The sequence below is a fragment of the Streptosporangium sp. NPDC001681 genome (assembly GCF_040298085.1).
Classification (GTDB): Bacteria; Actinomycetota; Actinomycetes; order Streptosporangiales; family Streptosporangiaceae; genus Streptosporangium.
Window position 1 is genome coordinate 1 of sequence record NZ_JBEOZN010000171.1, and the last position, 18290, is coordinate 18290.

An 18290-nucleotide genomic window follows, 5' to 3' on the forward strand; every position below is an offset into this window, starting at 1 on the left:
GAGGCTCTCCATCAGGACGCGCTCCTCGAAGCCCTTGGTGAGCTTCTCGGCCCGGATGACCGTGGTGCCCAGACGCGGGCCCGGCGGGCGGGGACCGCCAGGCCGGCCACGCCCAGCTCGGCGGCGAACCGGACCCAGGGGGCGTCCGGGTACCGGACGAGGAAGGAGCGGACCGCGTCACGGAGCTCCAGCCGCTCCTCGGAAAGGCTTGGGGAAACGCTCGCGAAAAGACTCACGGCAACAGCATAACCAAGCGCTCGCTTGCCTCGTAAAATTTGCCCCACTCTGGGTATTAGTGCAGGTCAGATATACTGCCGATGGCCACGAGTACATGTGATCGGGGGATCGGTGGCTTTGGCAGAAAGCAACTACACGCTTGACTTCGTCGCGGGGGACCGACGGGATCGCGCCATTCTCCGGCACATGGTCCTCTCGCTCTTCGTGGGGATGCTGCTGGGTGGCGTCGGAGCGCTACTGCTCTACGGCCCCGGCCTGCCTGGTGCGATCTACAACCCGTACGCGTACGTTCTCCTCGCCGTCGTCGTGGGGCGGACCGCGGCCGGTTTCGGCTGGGCGGTGCTCTCCAGCGTGCTCGCCGCGTTCGGGGTGCTGCTCTCGATACTGACCGCCACCCTCTTCGAACCGGGAGACTGGCTCACCAGGCTCGGCGACGACGGCGCCACGATGAACCTCACGGTCGTCAATCTCGTGACGACCGGGGTTCTCGCCTACCTCGCCAAGCGCCCCGACCGCTGGGGAGCCCTCGCGGCAGGCGGGGCGGTCGGGCTGGTCCTGTTCGGAGGCATCGACAAGATGATGCCCGGCCCCGGGCACGTCCCCGGCTTCTGGCCGTGGGGAGCCGCGGTCGTGATCGTGTTCGCGCTGGGGATGCTGGTCTCACTGGCCCGCGGCAGGGAGCGCGCCTGCTCCGCGTTGGTCGCGCTGGCCCTGGGGGCCTTCTACTTCGTTTTCCTCGCCGGGCTCTGAAAGGGGCGACGGCCGACAATCGGCTTGCCGGACTCGATAGCCTGTAGAGCATCGATCCCTGCTAGCTAGGAGTAGCCGTGCTGCTGCGCATGTCGTCGCTGTTTCTTCGAACGCTGAGGGACGACCCGGCAGACGCGGAAGTCCCGAGCCACAAGCTGCTCGTCCGCGCCGGTTACGTCCGCCGCGTCGCCCCCGGCGTCTACTCCTGGCTGCCCCTCGGCAAGACAGTCCTGGAGAACGTCACGCGCGTGGTGCGCGAGGAGATGAACCGGATGGGCGGTCAGGAGGTGCTCTTCCCCGCGCTCCTGCCCCGTGAGTACTACGAGGCGACCGGCCGCTGGACCGAGTACGGGGACACGCTCTTCCGCCTCAAGGACCGCAAGGGGGCCGACTACCTGCTCGGTCCCACCCACGAGGAGATGTTCACCGACATGGTCAAGGGGGAGTACTCCTCCTACAAGGACTATCCGGTGACCCTCTACCAGATCCAGACGAAATATCGCGACGAGGCCAGGCCTCGGGCCGGCATCCTGCGCGGGCGCGAGTTCATCATGAAGGACTCCTACTCCTTCGACCTCGACGACGAGGGTCTCAAGCACTCCTACGAGCGCCACCGCGAGACCTACATCAAGACCTTCGACCGGCTCGGCATCACCTACAAGATCTGTTTCGCCACCTCCGGCGCGATGGGCGGGTCGGCCTCCGAGGAGTTCCTCGCCCCCGCGGCCACCGGTGAGGACACCTTCGTGGCCTGCCACGACTGTGGCTACGCGGCCAACGCGGAGGCCGTCGTCACCCCCGCCCCGGTCGCCGAGGGCACCGGCGAGCGGCCCGCCATGCGGGTGCTCGACACCCCCGACACCCCGACCATCGAGTCGCTGGTCAACCACGTCAACGAGCACCACGGCCTGGGCATCACCGCCGCCCAGACGCTCAAGAACATCGTGGTCAAGGTGACCGTCCCGGGCTCCGGCAAGACCGAGACCCTGGTCGTGGGCGTTCCCGGAGACCGTGAGGTCGACTTCAGGCGGCTGGAGGCGTCCCTGGCCCCCGGTGAGCCCGCCATCTTCGAGGCCGAGGACTTCGCCAGGCACCCCGGCCTGGTCCGCGGCTACATCGGCCCGCAGGTCCTGCGGGATCTCGGCATCCGCTACCTCGTCGACCCCCGCGTGGTCGACGGCACCGCCTGGGTGACCGGCGCCAACGAGCCGGGCAAGCACGCCGCGGACGTCGTCGCGGGCCGTGACTTCGTCGCCGACGGCACCATCGAGGCCGCCGAGGTCCGCGCGGGCGACGCCTGCCCGGTCTGCGGCTCGGGCCTCTCCATCGACCGCGGTATCGAGATCGGTCACATCTTCCAGCTCGGCCGAAAGTACGCCGACGCCGCGAAGCTCGACGCCCTCGGCCCCGACGGCAAGCCGATCCGCATCACCATGGGCTCCTACGGCGTCGGCGTCTCCCGCGCCGTGGCGGTGCTGGCCGAGCAGCGGCACGACGAACTCGGCCTGCTGTGGCCCCGCGAGATCGCCCCGGCCGACGTCCACATCGTGGGCACCGGCAAGGACGGCCAGATCGAGGCCGCTGTGAAGATCGCCGAGGAGTTGGAGGGCCGCGGCCTGCGGGTCCTGGTGGACGACCGCTCCGGGGTCTCGCCGGGCGTGAAGTTCAAGGACGCCGAGCTGCTCGGCATGCCGACGATCCTGATCGTCGGCCGAGGCCTCACCCAGGGCGTCGTGGAGCTGCGCGACCGCGCCACCGGCGCCAAGGAGGAGATCCCGCTCGCCGAGGCGGTCGACCGCGTCGTGGCGGCCTGCGAGGAGTGAACCCGCGGGCCGGGAGGCGACGATCTCGCCCAGCGCCACCGCAGATGTGAAGGAGCGGCCCACCCGCCGGGTGGGCCGCTCCTTCACATCTGCGGCCCCGTCTCAGTAGTGGCGGTAGCGGGAACTCCGGCCGATCGTCCTGCCCACGTGGAATCCGCCGGGCAGGTTGACGGTGACGTGTTTGCGGCCGTCGGGAGTTCTCGCGACGTGGAATCTGCGATTGCCGAAGCCGTGGCCGACCCCTCGTGGAGACAGGTCGATCCGGAAGGGACCGATTTTGATCGACTTTCTGTATCCCCAGCCCATTGTTCTCTCCCCGAACCTCGTGCCGTGTCAGAAGAACGACCGGAGTTCGCGAACGGTTCCCGGGAAACGCCCGTCAGCGACGCGCACCGCTGCCGAGCGTCTTGCGCCAGTGGAAACCGCCGGGCAGGTTGACGCTCAGCGTGCGGCGCCCGTCTGCCGTCTTGGTGACTCTGAAGGCACGGTTTCCCCAGCTGTGACCCACTCCACTCCGCGAAAGGTTAAGACGGAACGGACCGAACTTCATGGATTTCCGGTATCCCCAGCCCATTACTCCTCCTCAGGCGTGTTTCACGGAGATTCAGCTACCCGGCAGGCGCCGTACAAACATGCTCGAAAGCGGGTTTGAATCTCATCTCATGAACACGGGGGCCGTGGTCAGGCATCGATACCGCGCCGACCGGCCCGTCACCCCGGGAAATCCTTACTCCGGGAAAGCGGCCATCGGTGAAAGTCACTCGGTGGCGGTGGGTGAGGTGCTTGGGGAGGCGGCGGGCGCGGGCGGCATGCCGGGGAAGGTGTCGATCTCCGGGCGCAGGTTGTAGGAGCGGGTGACGCACTCCTGCATGGCCAGCGCGGCCATCTTGCGCAGCGCCGTGTCGGCGGAGGCAGCCAGCTCCAGGTAGGCGCCGGTCACCCTCCGCTCGACCAGCACGGCCAGCTCCACCGCCTGCGCCGCCGTGGACGGCGTGACCGGGAGTTCGTAGACCGCGGCCGGCTCGGCCGGGGTGCCGCCCATCTTGACGATCATGGCACGGAGCTGGTCACGGCGGGCGCGGTGGGCGTTGTAGGCCGCCGTCATCTCGGTGCGCAGCCTCCCCGTGCTCCTGGCCCCGATGACCCCGTACGCGTACACGGCGGCGTGTTCGGCCGCCAGCGCCGCGCCGAGCCCCTGGCCGGCCCTCACAGCGATCTCGACAGGGCCAGGGCGTGCGCGGCCTCGCAGGCGCCGATGGACGCGATCAACTGGGCCAGCGGGGGCGAGGCCCCCTCGACCTGCCGGGCGCGGAGCGCGGCCGCCCTGCGCTCCAGATCGCGAAGGGCTCGCACCGACGTCCTGCCGCCCGCGGACGCGCCGCCGGAGGGCGAGGGGGTGGGCGAGGGGGTGGGCGTCGCGGAGACGGAGGCGGCGGCGGGCGGGAGGCGGCGGCGGAGCTCGGCCAGATGGGCCTCGTGCCGCTGCCTGAAGGGTGCGAGCCTGGCCGAGGCGGCCGAGGCGTACAGGGCCACTGCCCGCTCCTTGCCCGCGATCAGCTCCCGCAGGAGCACGGTCTCGGGATCGGGACGCTCGGCCACCGGAGGCACCCGTTCCTCGGCGGCGCAGCCCGCGGCGGCCACGGCCGCAACCCCGAGAGCGCCGCCCCGCAACAGGGCGCGCCGGGAGACGGAACGCACGGACGACCTCCGGTTCTGTGTCGGCAGCTGACGCACCTAGCATCGTACGGGCTTGGAATAATGGCACCCACCTCGCTTCTCGGGCGGCTCCGCCACACCGAGTGGCGCTGTTTCCACGCCCTGGTGTGGATAGGCTGGTTAATCGCATGGGCGAGGTCCGCCCGGCTGAGATCGTGACAATGGGAGGTCGGCATGGGCAACGCCACATCCCGCGACCGCCTGATGAAGCTTCTGGAACCTGTCGTCGGAGCCGAGGGGCTCGACTTGGAGGACGTCACGGTCACCCCCGCGGGCAAGAGGCGGCTGCTACGTGTCGTCGTCGACCGTGACGGCGGCGTGAGCCTCGACGACGTCGCGGAGGTCAGCCACGCGGTCTCCGCGACGCTGGACGCCGACGACGCGATGGGAAGCACCCCGTACGTGCTGGAGGTCTCCTCCCCGGGGGTGGACCGCCCGCTCACCGAGCCGCGCCACTGGCGCCGCGCGGTGCGGAGGCTGGTCAAGGCCGACCTGAGGGACGGCACCGTCGTGGAGGGCCGGATCGTCGCCACCGACGAGACCGGCGTGGAGCTGGACGTCGACGGCGCGCCGCGCCGCATCGACTATGAGGACCTGACCCGAGGACGGGTTCAGGTGGAATTCCGCCGGCTCGACGACGCCGAAGACGACGGCGAAGACGGCGACGAGGGCTAAGGGGGAGCCTCGTGGACATCGACATGAGCGTCCTGCGCAGCCTGGAGCGGGAGAAGGACATCTCCTTCGACCTGGTCGTCAAGGCGATCGAGGACGCGCTGCTGATCGCATATTTCCGGAGCGAGGGCGCGGCGGCCAAGGCGCGCGCCGAGCTCGACCGCAAGTCCGGGCACGTGACCATCTTCGCCGCCGAACTCGACGCCGAGAGCGGGGAGGTGCTCAGGGAGTTCGACGACACCCCGGGCAACTTCAGCCGCATCGCCGCGACCACCGCCAAGCAGGTCATCCTGCAGCAGCTCCGTGACGCCGAGGACGAGATCAACTTCGGGGAGTTCGCCAGCCGCGAGGGCGAGCTGGTGGCCGGCGTCATCCAGCAGGGCAAGGACCCGAGGGTGGTCCTGGTCGACCTGGGCAAGATCGAGGCGGTGCTGCCGCACAGCGAGCAGGTCCCGGGTGAGGAGTACGTCCACGGCGAGCGGATCCGCTGTTACGTGGTCCAGGTCAAGAAGGGGCACAAGGGCCCCTCGGTGACCCTGTCGCGTACCCACCCCGGGCTGGTGAAGAAGCTCTTCGCGCTGGAGGTGCCGGAGATCGCCGACGGTACGGTGGAGATCGCCGCCATCGCCCGCGAGGCCGGTCACCGCACCAAGCTCGCGGTCAGGTCGCGGCGGCCGGGGGTGAACGCCAAGGGCGCCTGCATCGGCCCGATGGGCTCGCGCGTGCGCAACGTGATGACCGAGTTGCACGGTGAGAAGATCGACATCATCGACTGGTCGGAGGATCCCGCGGAGTTCGTGGGGAATGCCCTGTCGCCGGCGCGCGTTTCCCACGTAGAGGTGATCGACTTCGACGGCCGTGCCGCGCGGGTGACCGTGCCGGACTACCAGCTCTCCCTCGCCATCGGCAAGGAGGGGCAGAACGCCCGGCTGGCCAACCGCCTCACCGGCTGGCGCATCGACATCCGTCCCGACACCCAGCCGGGGGACGCGGCAGGTTCCGCAGATGCGTCCACACGGTAAGCTGGAATATGGTGGCCAGGCTGCCCCACTGAGAACGTGTGTGGGGTGCCGGGTTCGCACGGTTTCCTCCGAGCTGCTCCGCCTGGTGGTGGTCGAGGGCGTTATAGTCCCCGACCTGCGAAGACGGCTCCAGGGGCGTGGTGCTTCACTGCATCCCACCCTGAGCTGTCTCGAACTCGCAGAGCGTCGCCGAGCGTTTCCGCGTGCGTTTCGCGTTGCGGTTCCGCTCGACCTGTCGCGGCTGCGTGGCCACCTGGAAGAGCAACAGGCTGAAAGGATCGGGTGAAATGGTTACCGACTGTCATGTAGGACGCCGATTTGATGGGCTGGTCAGATAGCTATGAGCGCCTGATGAGCATGCGGCGATGAGTACGTCAACGTAACGACGGTCCGGCGGCACCGCCTCCCGGGCCGAGACAAGGGAGTGCAGTGGCGAAGGTCCGGGTATACGAGCTCGCCAAGGAGTTCGGTGTGGAGAGCAAGGTCGTCATGGCCAAGCTCCAGGAGATGGGCGAGTTCGTGCGTTCGGCGTCCTCGACTATCGAAGCACCGGTAGTCCGCAGGCTCACGGAAGCGCTAGGCGGCCCCAGTAAGGGTTCGTCCGACAGGGGCAGAGGCCCCAGGCCGCCTCAGGCGGCACCTCGGCCGGGTGACGGCCAGCCAAACGGCGTCTCTTCGGCGCCGACATCCATCCCCAAGCCGGGACCGGCCCCTCGGCCGGGACCGCGACCGGGTCCCGTGCCGGCTCGTCCTGTGGCGCCCGCGCCGCAGGCCCCGCCGGTCGTTCCCAGGCCGGAGCCCCAGCAGGCGCAGCCTCCGCAGCCGCCGCGGCAGCAGCCGCCGCAGGTGCAGCCGCCGCGCTTCGAGGCGCCCCGCAGCGACAGCGGCCGTCCGGCGGGCCCCAAGCCGGGTCCGCGGCCCGCTCCGCGCCCCGGTCCGGCGGCGCGCCCCGAGGCACGTCCGGAGGGTCGTCCCTCGGGTGGCCACGGCGGAGCGCCCTCGGGTCCCAGGCCCGGTGCCGGCGCGGGCGCGCCCAAGCCGGGTCCGCGTCCGGGCCCGCGTGGTCCGCGCCCCGGTAACAACCCGTTCTCGTCGAACGCCAGCGGCATGGGCCAGGCCCGTCCGCCGCGTCCCGGCGGTCCCGGTGGCCCCGGTGGCCCCGGTGGTCCCGGCCGCGACGGCGGCCCCGGCGACAGGGGGCCGCGTCCCGGTCCGCGTGAGGACCGCGGTCCCCGCGAGGGTCGCGACAGCGCCGGTCCCCGTCCGCCCGGTGCCCGTTCCGGTCCGCCCGGTGCGGCCGGCCCGCGTCCGGGTCCCGGCGCGGGTGGCCCGCGTCCCGGCGGCGGTGCGGGTGGCCCCGGTGGTCCGCGCCCCGGTGGTCCGCGTCCCAGCCCGATGATGATGCCGCAGGGCCGGCCCGCCGGTCCCGGTGGCGGCGCGGGCCGTCCCGGTGGCGGTGCGGGTGCCGGTCGTCCCGGTGGCGGCGCGGGTCGTCCCGGTGGCGGCGGCGGTCGTCCCGGTGGCGGTGGCGGCGGTTTCGCCGGTCGTCCGGGTGGCGGTGGCGGCGCGGGCCGTCCCGGCACCGGAACCGGTGGTCCCGGTGGCGGTGGCGGCGGTTTCGCCGGTCGTCCCGGTGGCGGTGGCCGTGGCCGCGGTGGAGGCACCGCGGGCGCGTTCGGCCGTCCCGGCGGACGCCCGACCCGCGGTCGCAAGTCCAAGCGCCAGCGGCGTCAAGAGTTCGACAACATGCAGGCCCCGGCGATCGGCGGTGTGCAGGCTCCTCGCGGCAACGGGCAGACGATCCGCCTGTCGCGCGGCGCCTCCCTGTCGGACTTCGCCGACAAGATCGGCGCGATCCCGGCGTCCCTGGTGCAGATCATGCTGCACCTGGGCGAGATGGTGACCGCCACGCAGTCGGTCAACGAGGAGACGCTCCAGCTTCTGGCCGCCGAGCTCGACTACAACCTGCTTGTGGTCAGCCCGGAGGAGGAGGACCGCGAGCTCCTGGAGACCTTCGACATCGAGTTCGGCGAGGACGAGGGCGACGAGTCCGACCTGGTCGCGCGCCCGCCGGTGGTGACCGTCATGGGTCACGTCGACCACGGTAAGACCAAGCTGCTCGACGCCATCCGCAACACCAACGAGGTGGCGCAGGAGGCGGGTGGCATCACCCAGCACATCGGTGCCTACCAGATCGCCGCCGAGCACGAGGGCGAGGACCGGAAGATCACCTTCATCGACACCCCGGGTCACGAGGCGTTCACCGCCATGCGTGCCCGAGGTGCCAAGGTGACCGACATCGCCGTCCTGGTCGTCGCGGCCGACGACGGTGTGAAGCCGCAGACCATCGAGGCGCTCAACCACGCCCAGGCGGCCGACGTGCCGATCGTCGTCGCGGTCAACAAGGTCGACAAGGAGGGGGCGGACCCGAACAAGGTGCGCGCCCAGCTCACCGAGTACGGCCTGGTCGCCGAGGAGTACGGCGGCACCACGATGTTCGTCGACATCTCCGCCAAGAACGGGACCGGCATCGAGAACCTTCTCGAGGCCATCCTGCTCACCGCGGACGCCGAGCTCGACCTGCGGGCCAACGACACGATGGACGCGCAGGGCGTCGCCATCGAGGCCCACCTCGACAAGGGCCGCGGTCCGGTCGCGACCGTGCTGGTCCAGCGCGGCACGCTCCGCGTCGGCGACTCGATCGTCTGTGGCGAGGCCTTCGGCCGCGTCCGGGCGATGCTCGACGACAAGGGCGAGGCGATCCAGGAGGCCGACCCGTCCCGTCCGGTGGCGGTCCTCGGTCTGACCGCGGTGCCGGGCGCCGGTGACAACTTCATCGTCGTCACCGACGACCGGATGGCGCGCCAGATCGCCCAGCAGCGCGCGGCGCGCAAGCGCATCGCGGACATGGCCAAGTCCGGCCGTCGTCGCACCCTCGAAGAGCTCTTCAGCGAGATGGAGAAGGGCCAGGTCGACGAGCTCAAGCTCATCATCAAGGGTGACGTCTCCGGCTCCGTCGAGGCTCTGGAAGACGCGCTGCTCAAGATCGACGTCGGTGACGAGGTGCGCCTGCGGGTGCTCCACCGCGCCGTCGGTGCGATCACCGAGTACGACGTCAACCTGGCGGTCGCCGACGACAACGCGGTCATCATCGGCTTCAACGTGCGCCCCGAGGTCAGGGCGCGCGATCTGGCCGAGCGCGAGGGCGTCGACATCCGCTACTACTCGGTCATCTACCAGGCGATCGAGGAGATCGAGGCGGCCCTCAAGGGCATGCTCAAGCCGGAGTTCGAAGAGGTCCAGATGGGCACCGCGGAAGTCCGCGAGGTCTTCAAGGTGCCGAAGATCGGCAACATCGCCGGTGCTCTGGTCCGCTCGGGCACGATCGTCCGCAACAGCAAGGCCCGTCTCATCCGCGGCGGGGTCGTCATCTCCGACAACCTCACCGTCTCCTCGCTGCGTCGCTTCAAGGACGACGCGACCGAGGTGCGCGAAGGGTTCGAGTGCGGTATCGGTGTCGGCTACAGCGACATCAAGATCGATGACGTCATCGAGACCTTCGAGATGCGGGAGAAGCCGCGCGTCTGATGCCCCCGGACAGGCAGCAGGACCGTCCCGCCGGCCGCCCCCTCTGGGGCGGCGGCCGGCGGGCGGCCCGCCCCTGAGGTGGCACAGTGACGATCGTGGCGGGTGATCCACTATGTATGTAGGTGCCCTGACATTGGACATCCTGCTCGGCGATGTTCACTCGCTGAAGCAGAAGCGCTCGGTGGTGCGTCCCATCGTCGCCGAGGTGCAGCGACGGTTCCCGGGCGTGGCCGTGGCGGAGACCGGTCATCTCGATCTGCACCGCCGTACCGAGATCGGGATCGCGGTCGTCTCCGCCACCGCGGCCAACTGCGGTGCGGTGCTGGACGACTGCGAGCGGCTGATCGCGTTCCGCCCGGAGATCGAGTTGCTGTCCGCCAGACACCGGCTCTACAACGAGGACGAAGACTAGGTGTGGAGACGGCCGGCGGCGGAGGCACCCCTCCCGCTCCGGCCGTTCCCACAAGAAGGGGGGAGCTATGGACGCCGCACGAGCACGCAAGATCGCCGACCGGATCCAGCAGGTCGTGGCGGAGATGCTGGAGCGCCGGATCAAGGACCCCAGGCTGGGGTTCGTGACCGTGACGGACACGCGAATCACCAACGACCTGAGCGACGCCACGGTGTTCTACACCGTTTTCGGCTCTGAGGCGGAACGAGCCGACTCCGCCCTGGCGCTGGAGAGCGCCAAGGGGCTCATCCGTTCGGAGGTGGGCCGCCAGACGGGGCTGCGCCACACGCCGACGCTGACGTTCACCCACGACCCGCTCCCGGACACCGCCCGTCACCTGGAGGACCTGCTCGCCGAGGCGAAGGCCAGGGACGTGGAGATCGCCAAGCGGGCCGAGGGGGCCCTGCACGCGGGGGACGCCGACCCCTACCGCAAGCCCGAGGACAGGGACCACGACTTCGGGGACGAAGAGGACGAATCCTCGGAGCGCGCGGGACGCTCCGCGACGTGACGCCCGATCCGCGTGCCGACGGCCCGGTCTCCGGCCAGGACTGGGACCGGGCCGTCGAGCTCATCTCGGCCGCGGACGAGGTCGCGCTGGCCTGTCACGTCTCGCCCGACGGTGACGCGCTCGGCTCCACGCTGGCCGTCGGGCTCGCGCTGCGCGCGGCGGGCAAGCGGGTCACCGCGTCCTTCGGTGACCGGAGTTTCCATGTGCCCAGGCTGCTCCGCTTCCTGCCGGGGCAGGACCTGCTGACCGACCCCGCGCACTATCCCGCGGTACCCGAGGTGATGGTCACCTTCGACGTCCCCACCGCCGAGCGCCTTGGCACGCTGGCCGGAAACGCGGTCAGGGCACGAGAGCTGATCGTGCTGGACCACCACCCGTCCAACACCGGGTTCGGCACGCTCAACCTGATCGACCCCGCCGCCGCAGCCACCGCCGTGCTCGCCGAGGAGTTGATCCGCAGGCTCGGCCTGCCGATCGACGGGGCCATCGCGACCTGCCTGTACGTCGGGCTCGTCACCGACACCGGCTCGTTCCGGCACTCCTCCACCACCCCGCGGGCGCATGCCATGGCCGCCCGGCTGGTGGCATGCGGGCTTGACCCCGAGCAGATCGCCCGTGAGCTGTGGGACCGCTCCCCGTTCGGCTACCTGAAGGTGCTCGGTGCCGCGCTGGAGCGGGTTCGGCTGGAGCCCGAGGTGGGCGGCGGCCTGGTCTGGACGTTCGTCACCCGGGCCGACCGGGCCGCGCACGGGCTGCCGTACGACGAGGTGGAGGGGATCATCGACGTGGTCCGGCGCACCGACGAGGCGGACGTCGCCGCGATCCTCAAGGAGGATGACGAGGGCGCCTGGCAGGTCTCGACGCGCTCCAAGGGCGGGGTGGACGTCTCGCGCGTCTGTGCCGAACTGGGCGGCGGCGGGCACGCCAAGGCGGCGGGTTTCACCTCCCACCTGCCCGTCGAGGAGACGATCGCCAGTCTCCGGGCACTGCTGTAGAACTCCCCTGACACATCTGTCAAAGGAATCCCATTGAGCACGGCTCGCGCCAAGCGCACCCCGCCGCCGAGCGGGCTGATCATCGTCGACAAGCCCGCCGAGTGGACCTCCCACGATGTCGTGGCCAAGCTCCGCGGCATCGCGGGCACCCGCAAGGTCGGCCACGCGGGCACCCTCGACCCGATGGCCACCGGGGTGCTGGTGGTCGGCGTCGAGAAGGCCACCCGCCTGCTCGGCCACCTCGCGCTCACCGAGAAGGGCTACGACGCCACGATCCGCCTCGGCCAGGCCACCAACACCGACGACGCCGAGGGGGAGATCATCGCCACGGTGTCGGCGGCGGGTGTCACCGAGGAGGACGTCCGCAAGGGGGTCGCCGCACTGACCGGTCCGATCATGCAGATCCCGCCACAGGTCAGCGCCATCAAAGTGAACGGCGAACGGGCCTACAAGCGAGCCAGGGCGGGGGAGGAGGTCACGCTCAAGCCACGTCCGGTGACCGTGTCGGGTTTCGAGATCACCGCGGTGCGACGGCACGGCGACCTCGTCGACGTCGACGCCTCGGTCTCCTGCTCCAGCGGCACCTACATCCGCGCGCTCGCCCGTGACCTGGGCGCCGGTCTGGGTGTCGGCGGCCACCTGACCGCCCTGCGCCGTACCCGGGTGGGCCCCTACGACCTGTCGGCGGCCCACACCCTGGAGGGGCTCGCCGCCGAGTGCGTGATCCTGCCGATGGCCGATGCCGTCGCGGCGGCCTTTCCCCGCCGGGACGTGACCGCGGCGGAGGCGGGCTCCGTCGCGCACGGTGGACGGCTTCCCGCGCTGGGCATGGGGGACGGGCCCATCGGGGTGTTCGGCCCCGACGGCACGCTGGTGGCACTGGTGGAGGAGCACGGCAAGATCGCCAAGTCCCTGGCGGTGTTCGTCCCCTGACGGCCGTACCGTGGTGGGTGCGCCTTCGACAGACGTCAGGGGGCATGTCGACGCCAAGGGGCTCCCCGATTGGGGAGAAGGTCCAAGAGCATGGCAGGCTTTAGGGGTCGATCCGCTACAAGGGGAAGAGGCTGCGGTGCGAGGCTGGCACGGATTGGACGACGTGCCCGAAGACTGGGGCAGGTCCGTCGTCACGATCGGCGTCTTCGACGGCGTTCACCGCGGGCATCAGCAGATGGTGGCTAGAGCCGTCGCGATGGCCGCGGATCTTGGAGTGCCCTCGGTGGTGGTGACCTTCGACCCGCATCCGGAGGAGGTGGTGCGGCCCGGCACGCACCCTCCGAGGCTGACGACGGCCAGGCACCGCACCGAGCTTCTGGCCGGGCTGGGGGTCGACGCGGTGTGCGTCCTGCCGTTCACCCTGGAGTTCTCCCGGATGAGCCCCGACGAGTTCGTGCAGACCGTGCTCGTCGACCGGCTGCACGCCGCCGGGGTCGTGGTGGGGGAGAACTTCCGCTTCGGCCACAAGGCCTCCGGTGACGTGGAGACGCTGCGTACCCTCGGCGAGAAGTACGACTTCGTGGCCGAGGCGGTCCCGCTGGTCAGCGATGGTGAGACGATCTCCTCCACGCTGATCCGCGAGCAGATCGCCTCCGGTGACATGGAGGCGGTCAGGCTGACGCTCGGCCGCCCGCACCGGGTCGAGGGTGTGGTGGTCCGCGGCTACCAGCGCGGCCGGCAACTCGGTTTCCCGACGGCCAACCTGGAGTCGCCGGAGTTCACCGCGATCCCCGCCGACGGCGTCTACGCCGGCTGGCTGCAGGGCGTCGAGACCGGCAACCTGCCCGCCGTGTACGGCGGCGAGCGCTGGCCCGCGGCGATCTCCGTGGGTACCAATCCGACCTTCGAGGGCGTGCCCCGCACCGTCGAGGCGTACGCGCTCGACCGTGACGACCTCGACCTCTACGGCGCGCACGTGGCCGTCGACTTCGGGCCGAGGCTCCGCGGCAACACCAGGTTCGACTCGATCGAGGCGCTCATCGAGCAGATCCACGCGGACGTGGACGAGGTGCGGCGCCTGACCGGCTGATCTCTCCCGCACGACCCTCGCGCCACAAGGGCCGTCACCGTCCCGGCGGGGGCCGGACCCATGGGGCTCTCGCATGATGTGCGGGGGCTGCGAGGCCGATGGTAGCCTGGCATGTCAGCTCTGTAATCGGTGTTCTCGTGATCCCGATGCTGATCTCGCCACGGCGACTGTAGGCACGCACGGTCGTTCGGGGAGCCGGAATTGCGCGTGCCCGTAGAGGTTCAAGGAGAGAAGTGTCGCTCGACACCGCCGCAAAGAAGCAGATCATCGGTGACTACGCCAAGGGTGAGACCGACACCGGTTCGCCCGAGGTGCAGATCGCGCTGCTGAGCAAGCGCATCAGCGAGCTCACCGAGCACCTGAAGGTGCACAAGCACGACCACCACAGCCGTCGCGGTCTGCTGCTGCTCGTCGGCCGCCGCCGTCGGCTGCTGAAGTACCTGCAGAGCAAGGACATCGCGCGCTACCGTTCGCTCATCGAGCGGCTCGGCCTGCGCCGATAGAGTCATGAGGGAGCGGCCTGCATGCCGCTCCCTCATCTCATATGGTCCGGTGTCGGCGCGTCGCGCCATGAAGACACCGTTCCAGTGAGCAAACTGAATAGCCGAGACAGTGCCCCGCGTCCGCAAGCAAGCGCGCCCCACGGCGTCGGAGGGCCGGTCCTCGGTAGTGGCCCCCGGTCATCTTGGCACAAGCCATACGGAACCGGGCGCTTCGATCGAAGACCGGCGCTGCACCTACGGGGAGCCGGCAACACGACGAACCAGGCGCGACACGTGCGTCTGGCCGGACGCGGGCGACCGACCCACAAGGAGGTCCCCCGTGGAGGGTGTCCACAGCAGCGAAGCCGTTATAGACAACGGCTCATTCGGTACGCGTACCATCCGGTTCGAGACCGGGCGGCTCGCGCGCCAGGCGGCGGGTTCCGCCGTCGTCTACCTCGATGACGACACGATGGTCCTCTCCGCGACCACCGCGTCCAAGAATCCCAAGGAGAACCTCGACTTCTTCCCCCTCACGGTGGACGTCGAGGAGCGGATGTACGCCGCGGGCCGCATTCCCGGCTCGTTCTTCCGGCGTGAGGGCCGTCCCTCCGAGGACGCCATCCTCACCTGCCGCCTGATCGACCGGCCGCTGCGCCCCTCGTTCGTCAAGGGCCTGCGCAACGAGATCCAGGTGGTCGCCACCATCATGGCGCTCCACCCCGAGCACCTGTACGACGTCATCGCGATCAACGCCGCGTCCCTCTCCACCCAGTTGGCGGGGCTGCCGTTCTCCGGCCCGATCGGCGGCGTCCGCGTCGCGCTGATCGAGGGCCAGTGGGTCGCCTTCCCGACCAACTCCGAGCTGGCGAACGCCACCTTCGACATGGTGGTCGCGGGCCGCGTGCTCGACGACGGCGACGTCGCGATCATGATGGTCGAGGCCGAGTCCACCCGCGACACGCTCAAGCTCGTCGCCGAGGGGGCCATGGCGCCGACCGAGGAGACCGTGGCGCAGGGCCTGGAGGCTTCCAAGCCGTTCATCAAGGTGCTCTGCGAGGCGCAGGCCAAGGTCGCGAAGGTCGCCGCCAAGGAGACCGCCGAGTACCCGCTCTTCCTCGACTACCAGGACGACGTCCTGGAGGCCGTGACCGGCGCGATCAGGAGCGAGCTCGCCGCCGCGCTGACCATCGCGGGCAAGCAGGAGCGCGAGACCGAGCTCGACCGGGTCAAGGCCCTGGCGCTGGAGAAGGTCGGACCCGACTTCGAGGGCCGCGAGAAGGAGATCAGCGCCGCCTTCAGGTCGCTGACCAAGAAGCTCATGCGCGAGCGCGTCATCGCCGAGGGTGTCCGTATCGACGGCCGCGGCGTCAAGGACATCAGGCAGCTCAGCGCCGAGGTCCACGTCGTGCCCCGGGTGCACGGTTCGGCCCTGTTCGAGCGCGGTGAGACCCAGATCCTGGGCATCACCACCCTCAACATGCTGCGCATGGAGCAGATGATCGACACGCTCAACCCCGAGCGCACCAAGCGCTACATGCACAACTACAACTTCCCGCCCTACTCCACCGGCGAGACCGGCCGCGTGGGCTCTCCCAAGCGGCGCGAGATCGGCCACGGCGCGCTCGCCGAGCGGGCGCTGCTGCCCGTCCTGCCGCTGCGCGAGGAGTTCCCGTACGCGATCCGTCAGGTCTCCGAGGCGCTGGGTTCCAACGGCTCGACCTCCATGGGGTCGGTCTGCGCCTCGACGATGGCGCTGCTCGACGCGGGTGTCCCGCTCAAGGGCATCGTCGCGGGCATCGCGATGGGGCTCATCAACGAGGGCGACCAGTACGTCACGCTGACCGACATCCTCGGGGCCGAGGACGCCATGGGCGACATGGACTTCAAGGTCGCCGGCACCAAGGACGTCATCACCGCGCTCCAGCTCGACACCAAGCTGGACGGCATTCCGGCCTCCGTGCTGGCGGCCGCGCTGAAGCAGGCCAAGGGCGCCCGCCTGGCCATCATCGACGTGATGCAGGAGGCCATCGACTCCCCGGCGGAGATGAACGTCACGGCCCCGCGCATCATCACGATCAAGATTCCGGTGGACAAGATCGGAGAGGTCATCGGCCCGAAGGGCAAGATGATCAACCAGATCCAGGACGACACCGGCGCCGAGATCACCCTCGAGGACGACGGAACCATCTACATCGGCGCCACCGACGGCCCGTCCGCCGAGGCGGCCAGGTCGGCGATCAACGCCATCGCGAACCCGCACATGCCGGAGGTCGGCGAGCGCTACCTGGGCACGGTCGTCAAGATCGCCGCCTTCGGCGCCTTCATCTCCCTCATGCCGGGCAAGGACGGCCTCCTGCACGTCTCCCAGATCCGCAAGCTGCACGGCGGCAAGCGCATCGAGAACGTCGAGGACGTCATGAACGTCGGTGAGAAGATCCAGGTGGAGATCGCCGAGATCGACTCGCGCGGCAAGCTCTCCCTGGTGCCCGTCGAGGTCATCGAGAAGGAGGCCGCGGCCAAGGCCGAGGCCGGCGACTCCGACACCTCGGCGGCCCCGCAGGCCGAGGCGCCCGCCGAGGACCGGCCGCGCGAGGAGCGGCCCCGCCGCACCCGTACCCGCAGCAGCGGTAACCGTGGCGGAGGGGAAGACCGCAACTCGTGATCACCACCACTCTGCACCCCGGCAAGGAGGGCGCCGGGGTGGTGAAGCGCACCGTCCTCCCCGGTGGGCTCCGGGTGGTGACCGAGTCCATGCCGACCGTGCGTTCCGTCGCGGTCGGCATGTGGGTCGGCATCGGATCGAGAGACGAGTCCCCCCAGCACATGGGCTCCTCCCACTTCCTTGAGCACCTGCTGTTCAAGGGGACCCCCACGCGGGACGCGCTGGAGATCTCCGCGGCCATCGAGGGCATCGGCGGCGAGATCAACGCCTTCACCGCCAAGGAGTACACCTGCTACTACGCGCGGGTCCTCGACGAGGACCTGCGGGTGGCGATCGACGTGCTCGCCGATGTGGTGACCTCCTCGCTCATCACCCCCGAGGACGTCGAGGCCGAGCGTGGCGTGATCCTGGAGGAGATCGCCATGCACGACGACGACCCCTCCGACGTGGTGCACGAGCAGTTCTCCGCCGAGCTGTACGGCGACACGCCCGTCGGCAGGCCGATCCTCGGCACCGTCGACTCGATCACCGCGGTCACCCGCGATCGGATCGCCGAGTACTACCGGCGCTACTACCTGCCCACCCACACCGTGGTGTCGGTGGCGGGCAACATCGACCACGAGCGGGTCGTGGCCCTGGTCGCCGCGGCCTACGAGCGGGCGGGGGCCCTGGGCGGGGACGCCTCGCCGGTTCCCCCGCGCGTGTCGGGGCCCGGTGTCGAGGCCCGCTCGGGTACCCGGGTGGTGCACCGGCCGACCGAGCAGGCCAACCTGGTCCTCGGTACGACCGCGCTGACCCGCACCGACGATCGCCGCTTCGCGCTCGGCGTGCTCAACGCGGCGCTCGGCGGCGGCATGTCATCGCGGCTGTTCCAGGAGATCAGGGAGAAGAGGGGCCTCGCCTACTCGGCCTACTCCTACACCTCCGCCCTCGCCGACACCGGCCAGTTCGGCATCTACGTCGGCTGCCTGCCGTCGAAGATCGACGAGGTGCTGAAGATCTGCCGCGAGGAGGTGCTCCGCGTGATCGCCCACGGCATCACCGAGGAGGAGATCGTCCGGGGCAAGGGTCAGATGCGCGGCGGTCTCGTGCTCGGCCTGGAGGACACCGGCTCCCGGATGTCCAGGATCGGCAAGGGCGAGCTGGTCTTCGACGAGCTGCTCTCGGTCGACGACCTGCTCGGCAGGATCGACGCGGTGACCCCCGAGGAGATCACCGCGGTCGCCGCGGACGTCCTCAACCGTCCGATGTCCCTCGCGGTCATCGGCCCCTACGACGAGGACAGGGACTTCAGCGCGGCTCTGGCCGGCTGACGACCCCGTCTGCGGACGGCCCCGGCGCGTTCCCGCGCCGGG

At 70.1% G+C, this 18290-nt stretch carries 19 protein-coding genes; 14 read left to right on the forward strand and 5 right to left on the reverse strand.

Annotated elements, in window-relative coordinates; all coding sequences use genetic code 11:
• Positions 1-11: 11 nt before the first annotated feature.
• Complete coding sequence (locus ABT130_RS42785) at positions 12-236, reverse strand: hypothetical protein (protein WP_350965565.1); 225 nt, start codon at positions 234-236, stop codon at positions 12-14.
• A 112-nt stretch (positions 237-348) separates the two neighbouring features.
• On the opposite strand from ABT130_RS42785, the gene ABT130_RS42790 reads away from it, so the two are divergent.
• Both ABT130_RS42790 and ABT130_RS42795 read left to right on the forward strand, forming a co-directional pair.
• A complete protein-coding gene (locus ABT130_RS42790; RefSeq protein ID WP_350913019.1) occupies positions 349-987 on the forward strand; it encodes a hypothetical protein in 639 nt (212 codons plus the stop codon).
• Between the two features lie 77 nt (positions 988-1064).
• The gene (locus tag ABT130_RS42795) at positions 1065-2810 is read left to right on the forward strand and encodes a proline--tRNA ligase (protein WP_350913021.1); all 1746 of its coding nucleotides are present in this window, start codon (positions 1065-1067) and stop codon (positions 2808-2810) included.
• Between the two features lie 102 nt (positions 2811-2912).
• Here the strand turns inward: ABT130_RS42795 and ABT130_RS42800 are convergent, their stop codons facing one another.
• From ABT130_RS42800 to ABT130_RS42815, 4 genes are all read right to left on the reverse strand, one after another.
• Positions 2913-3116, reverse strand: a complete 204-nt coding sequence (locus tag ABT130_RS42800) for a DUF4236 domain-containing protein (protein ID WP_350913023.1) — start codon at positions 3114-3116, stop codon at positions 2913-2915.
• A 73-nt stretch (positions 3117-3189) separates the two neighbouring features.
• The gene (locus ABT130_RS42805) at positions 3190-3384 is read right to left on the reverse strand and encodes a DUF4236 domain-containing protein (protein WP_350913025.1); all 195 of its coding nucleotides are present in this window, start codon (positions 3382-3384) and stop codon (positions 3190-3192) included.
• 183 nt (positions 3385-3567) lie between these two features.
• Positions 3568-4020 (reverse strand): ferritin-like domain-containing protein, encoded by a 453-nt coding sequence (locus ABT130_RS42810; protein WP_350965567.1) that lies wholly within the window; start codon positions 4018-4020, stop codon positions 3568-3570.
• Positions 4017-4508 carry a hypothetical protein gene (locus ABT130_RS42815; RefSeq protein WP_350965569.1) on the reverse strand — a complete coding sequence of 164 codons (492 nt, stop codon included), beginning with the start codon at positions 4506-4508 and terminating at the stop codon, positions 4017-4019. Before ABT130_RS42815 ends, ABT130_RS42810 begins: the two co-directional genes overlap by 4 nt.
• 192 nt (positions 4509-4700) lie before the next feature.
• Between ABT130_RS42815 and rimP the strand changes: the two genes are divergently transcribed.
• The 12 genes from rimP to ABT130_RS42875 all read left to right on the forward strand — a co-directional run bounded on the left by rimP (position 4701) and on the right by ABT130_RS42875 (position 18248).
• Positions 4701-5201 (forward strand): ribosome maturation factor RimP, encoded by a 501-nt coding sequence (rimP, locus tag ABT130_RS42820; RefSeq protein WP_350913030.1) that lies wholly within the window; start codon positions 4701-4703, stop codon positions 5199-5201.
• An 11-nt stretch (positions 5202-5212) separates the two neighbouring features.
• Complete coding sequence (gene nusA / locus ABT130_RS42825; RefSeq protein WP_350913032.1) at positions 5213-6220, forward strand: transcription termination factor NusA; 1008 nt, start codon at positions 5213-5215, stop codon at positions 6218-6220.
• Positions 6204-6506, forward strand: coding sequence for a YlxR family protein (locus tag ABT130_RS42830; RefSeq protein ID WP_343968962.1), 303 nt, complete (start codon positions 6204-6206; stop codon positions 6504-6506). Before nusA ends, ABT130_RS42830 begins: the two co-directional genes overlap by 17 nt.
• Positions 6507-6649: 143 nt before the next feature.
• Positions 6650-9808, forward strand: coding sequence for a translation initiation factor IF-2 (infB, locus tag ABT130_RS42835; RefSeq protein WP_350965571.1), 3159 nt, complete (start codon positions 6650-6652; stop codon positions 9806-9808).
• A gap of 112 nt (positions 9809-9920) precedes the next feature.
• On the forward strand, positions 9921-10220 hold the full coding sequence (locus tag ABT130_RS42840; protein WP_350913036.1) for a DUF503 domain-containing protein: 300 nt from the start codon (positions 9921-9923) through the stop codon (positions 10218-10220).
• A 67-nt stretch (positions 10221-10287) separates the two neighbouring features.
• Positions 10288-10770 (forward strand): 30S ribosome-binding factor RbfA, encoded by a 483-nt coding sequence (gene rbfA, locus ABT130_RS42845; RefSeq protein ID WP_350913038.1) that lies wholly within the window; start codon positions 10288-10290, stop codon positions 10768-10770.
• Positions 10767-11765, forward strand: a complete 999-nt coding sequence (locus ABT130_RS42850) for a DHH family phosphoesterase (RefSeq protein WP_350965573.1) — start codon at positions 10767-10769, stop codon at positions 11763-11765. The genes rbfA and ABT130_RS42850 overlap by 4 nt, the downstream gene beginning before the upstream one ends.
• A gap of 33 nt (positions 11766-11798) precedes the next feature.
• Positions 11799-12698, forward strand: coding sequence for a tRNA pseudouridine(55) synthase TruB (truB, locus tag ABT130_RS42855; protein WP_350913042.1), 900 nt, complete (start codon positions 11799-11801; stop codon positions 12696-12698).
• A gap of 136 nt (positions 12699-12834) precedes the next feature.
• On the forward strand, positions 12835-13788 hold the full coding sequence (locus ABT130_RS42860) for a bifunctional riboflavin kinase/FAD synthetase (RefSeq protein WP_343973847.1): 954 nt from the start codon (positions 12835-12837) through the stop codon (positions 13786-13788).
• A gap of 233 nt (positions 13789-14021) precedes the next feature.
• Positions 14022-14291, forward strand: coding sequence for a 30S ribosomal protein S15 (gene rpsO, locus ABT130_RS42865; protein ID WP_030904195.1), 270 nt, complete (start codon positions 14022-14024; stop codon positions 14289-14291).
• 319 nt (positions 14292-14610) lie between these two features.
• A complete protein-coding gene (locus ABT130_RS42870; RefSeq protein WP_350913045.1) occupies positions 14611-16935 on the forward strand; it encodes a polyribonucleotide nucleotidyltransferase in 2325 nt (774 codons plus the stop codon).
• Positions 16935-18248, forward strand: coding sequence for a M16 family metallopeptidase (locus ABT130_RS42875; RefSeq protein WP_350965575.1), 1314 nt, complete (start codon positions 16935-16937; stop codon positions 18246-18248). The genes ABT130_RS42870 and ABT130_RS42875 overlap by 1 nt, the downstream gene beginning before the upstream one ends.
• Positions 18249-18290: the final 42 nt, after the last annotated feature.

Bases quoted from the DNA above. Each gene is read 5' to 3' on its own strand.
- ABT130_RS42800 (WP_350913023.1), bottom strand. From the start codon at position 3,116: ATGGGCTGGGGATACAGAAAGTCGATCAAAATCGGTCCCTTCCGGATC.
- ABT130_RS42805 (WP_350913025.1), bottom strand. From the start codon at position 3,384: ATGGGCTGGGGATACCGGAAATCCATGAAGTTCGGTCCGTTCCGTCTT.
- rimP (WP_350913030.1), top strand. From the start codon at position 4,701: ATGGGCAACGCCACATCCCGCGACCGCCTGATGAAGCTTCTGGAACCT.
- ABT130_RS42830 (WP_343968962.1), top strand. From the start codon at position 6,204: ATGCGTCCACACGGTAAGCTGGAATATGGTGGCCAGGCTGCCCCACTG.
- ABT130_RS42840 (WP_350913036.1), top strand. From the start codon at position 9,921: ATGTATGTAGGTGCCCTGACATTGGACATCCTGCTCGGCGATGTTCAC.
- rbfA (WP_350913038.1), top strand. From the start codon at position 10,288: ATGGACGCCGCACGAGCACGCAAGATCGCCGACCGGATCCAGCAGGTC.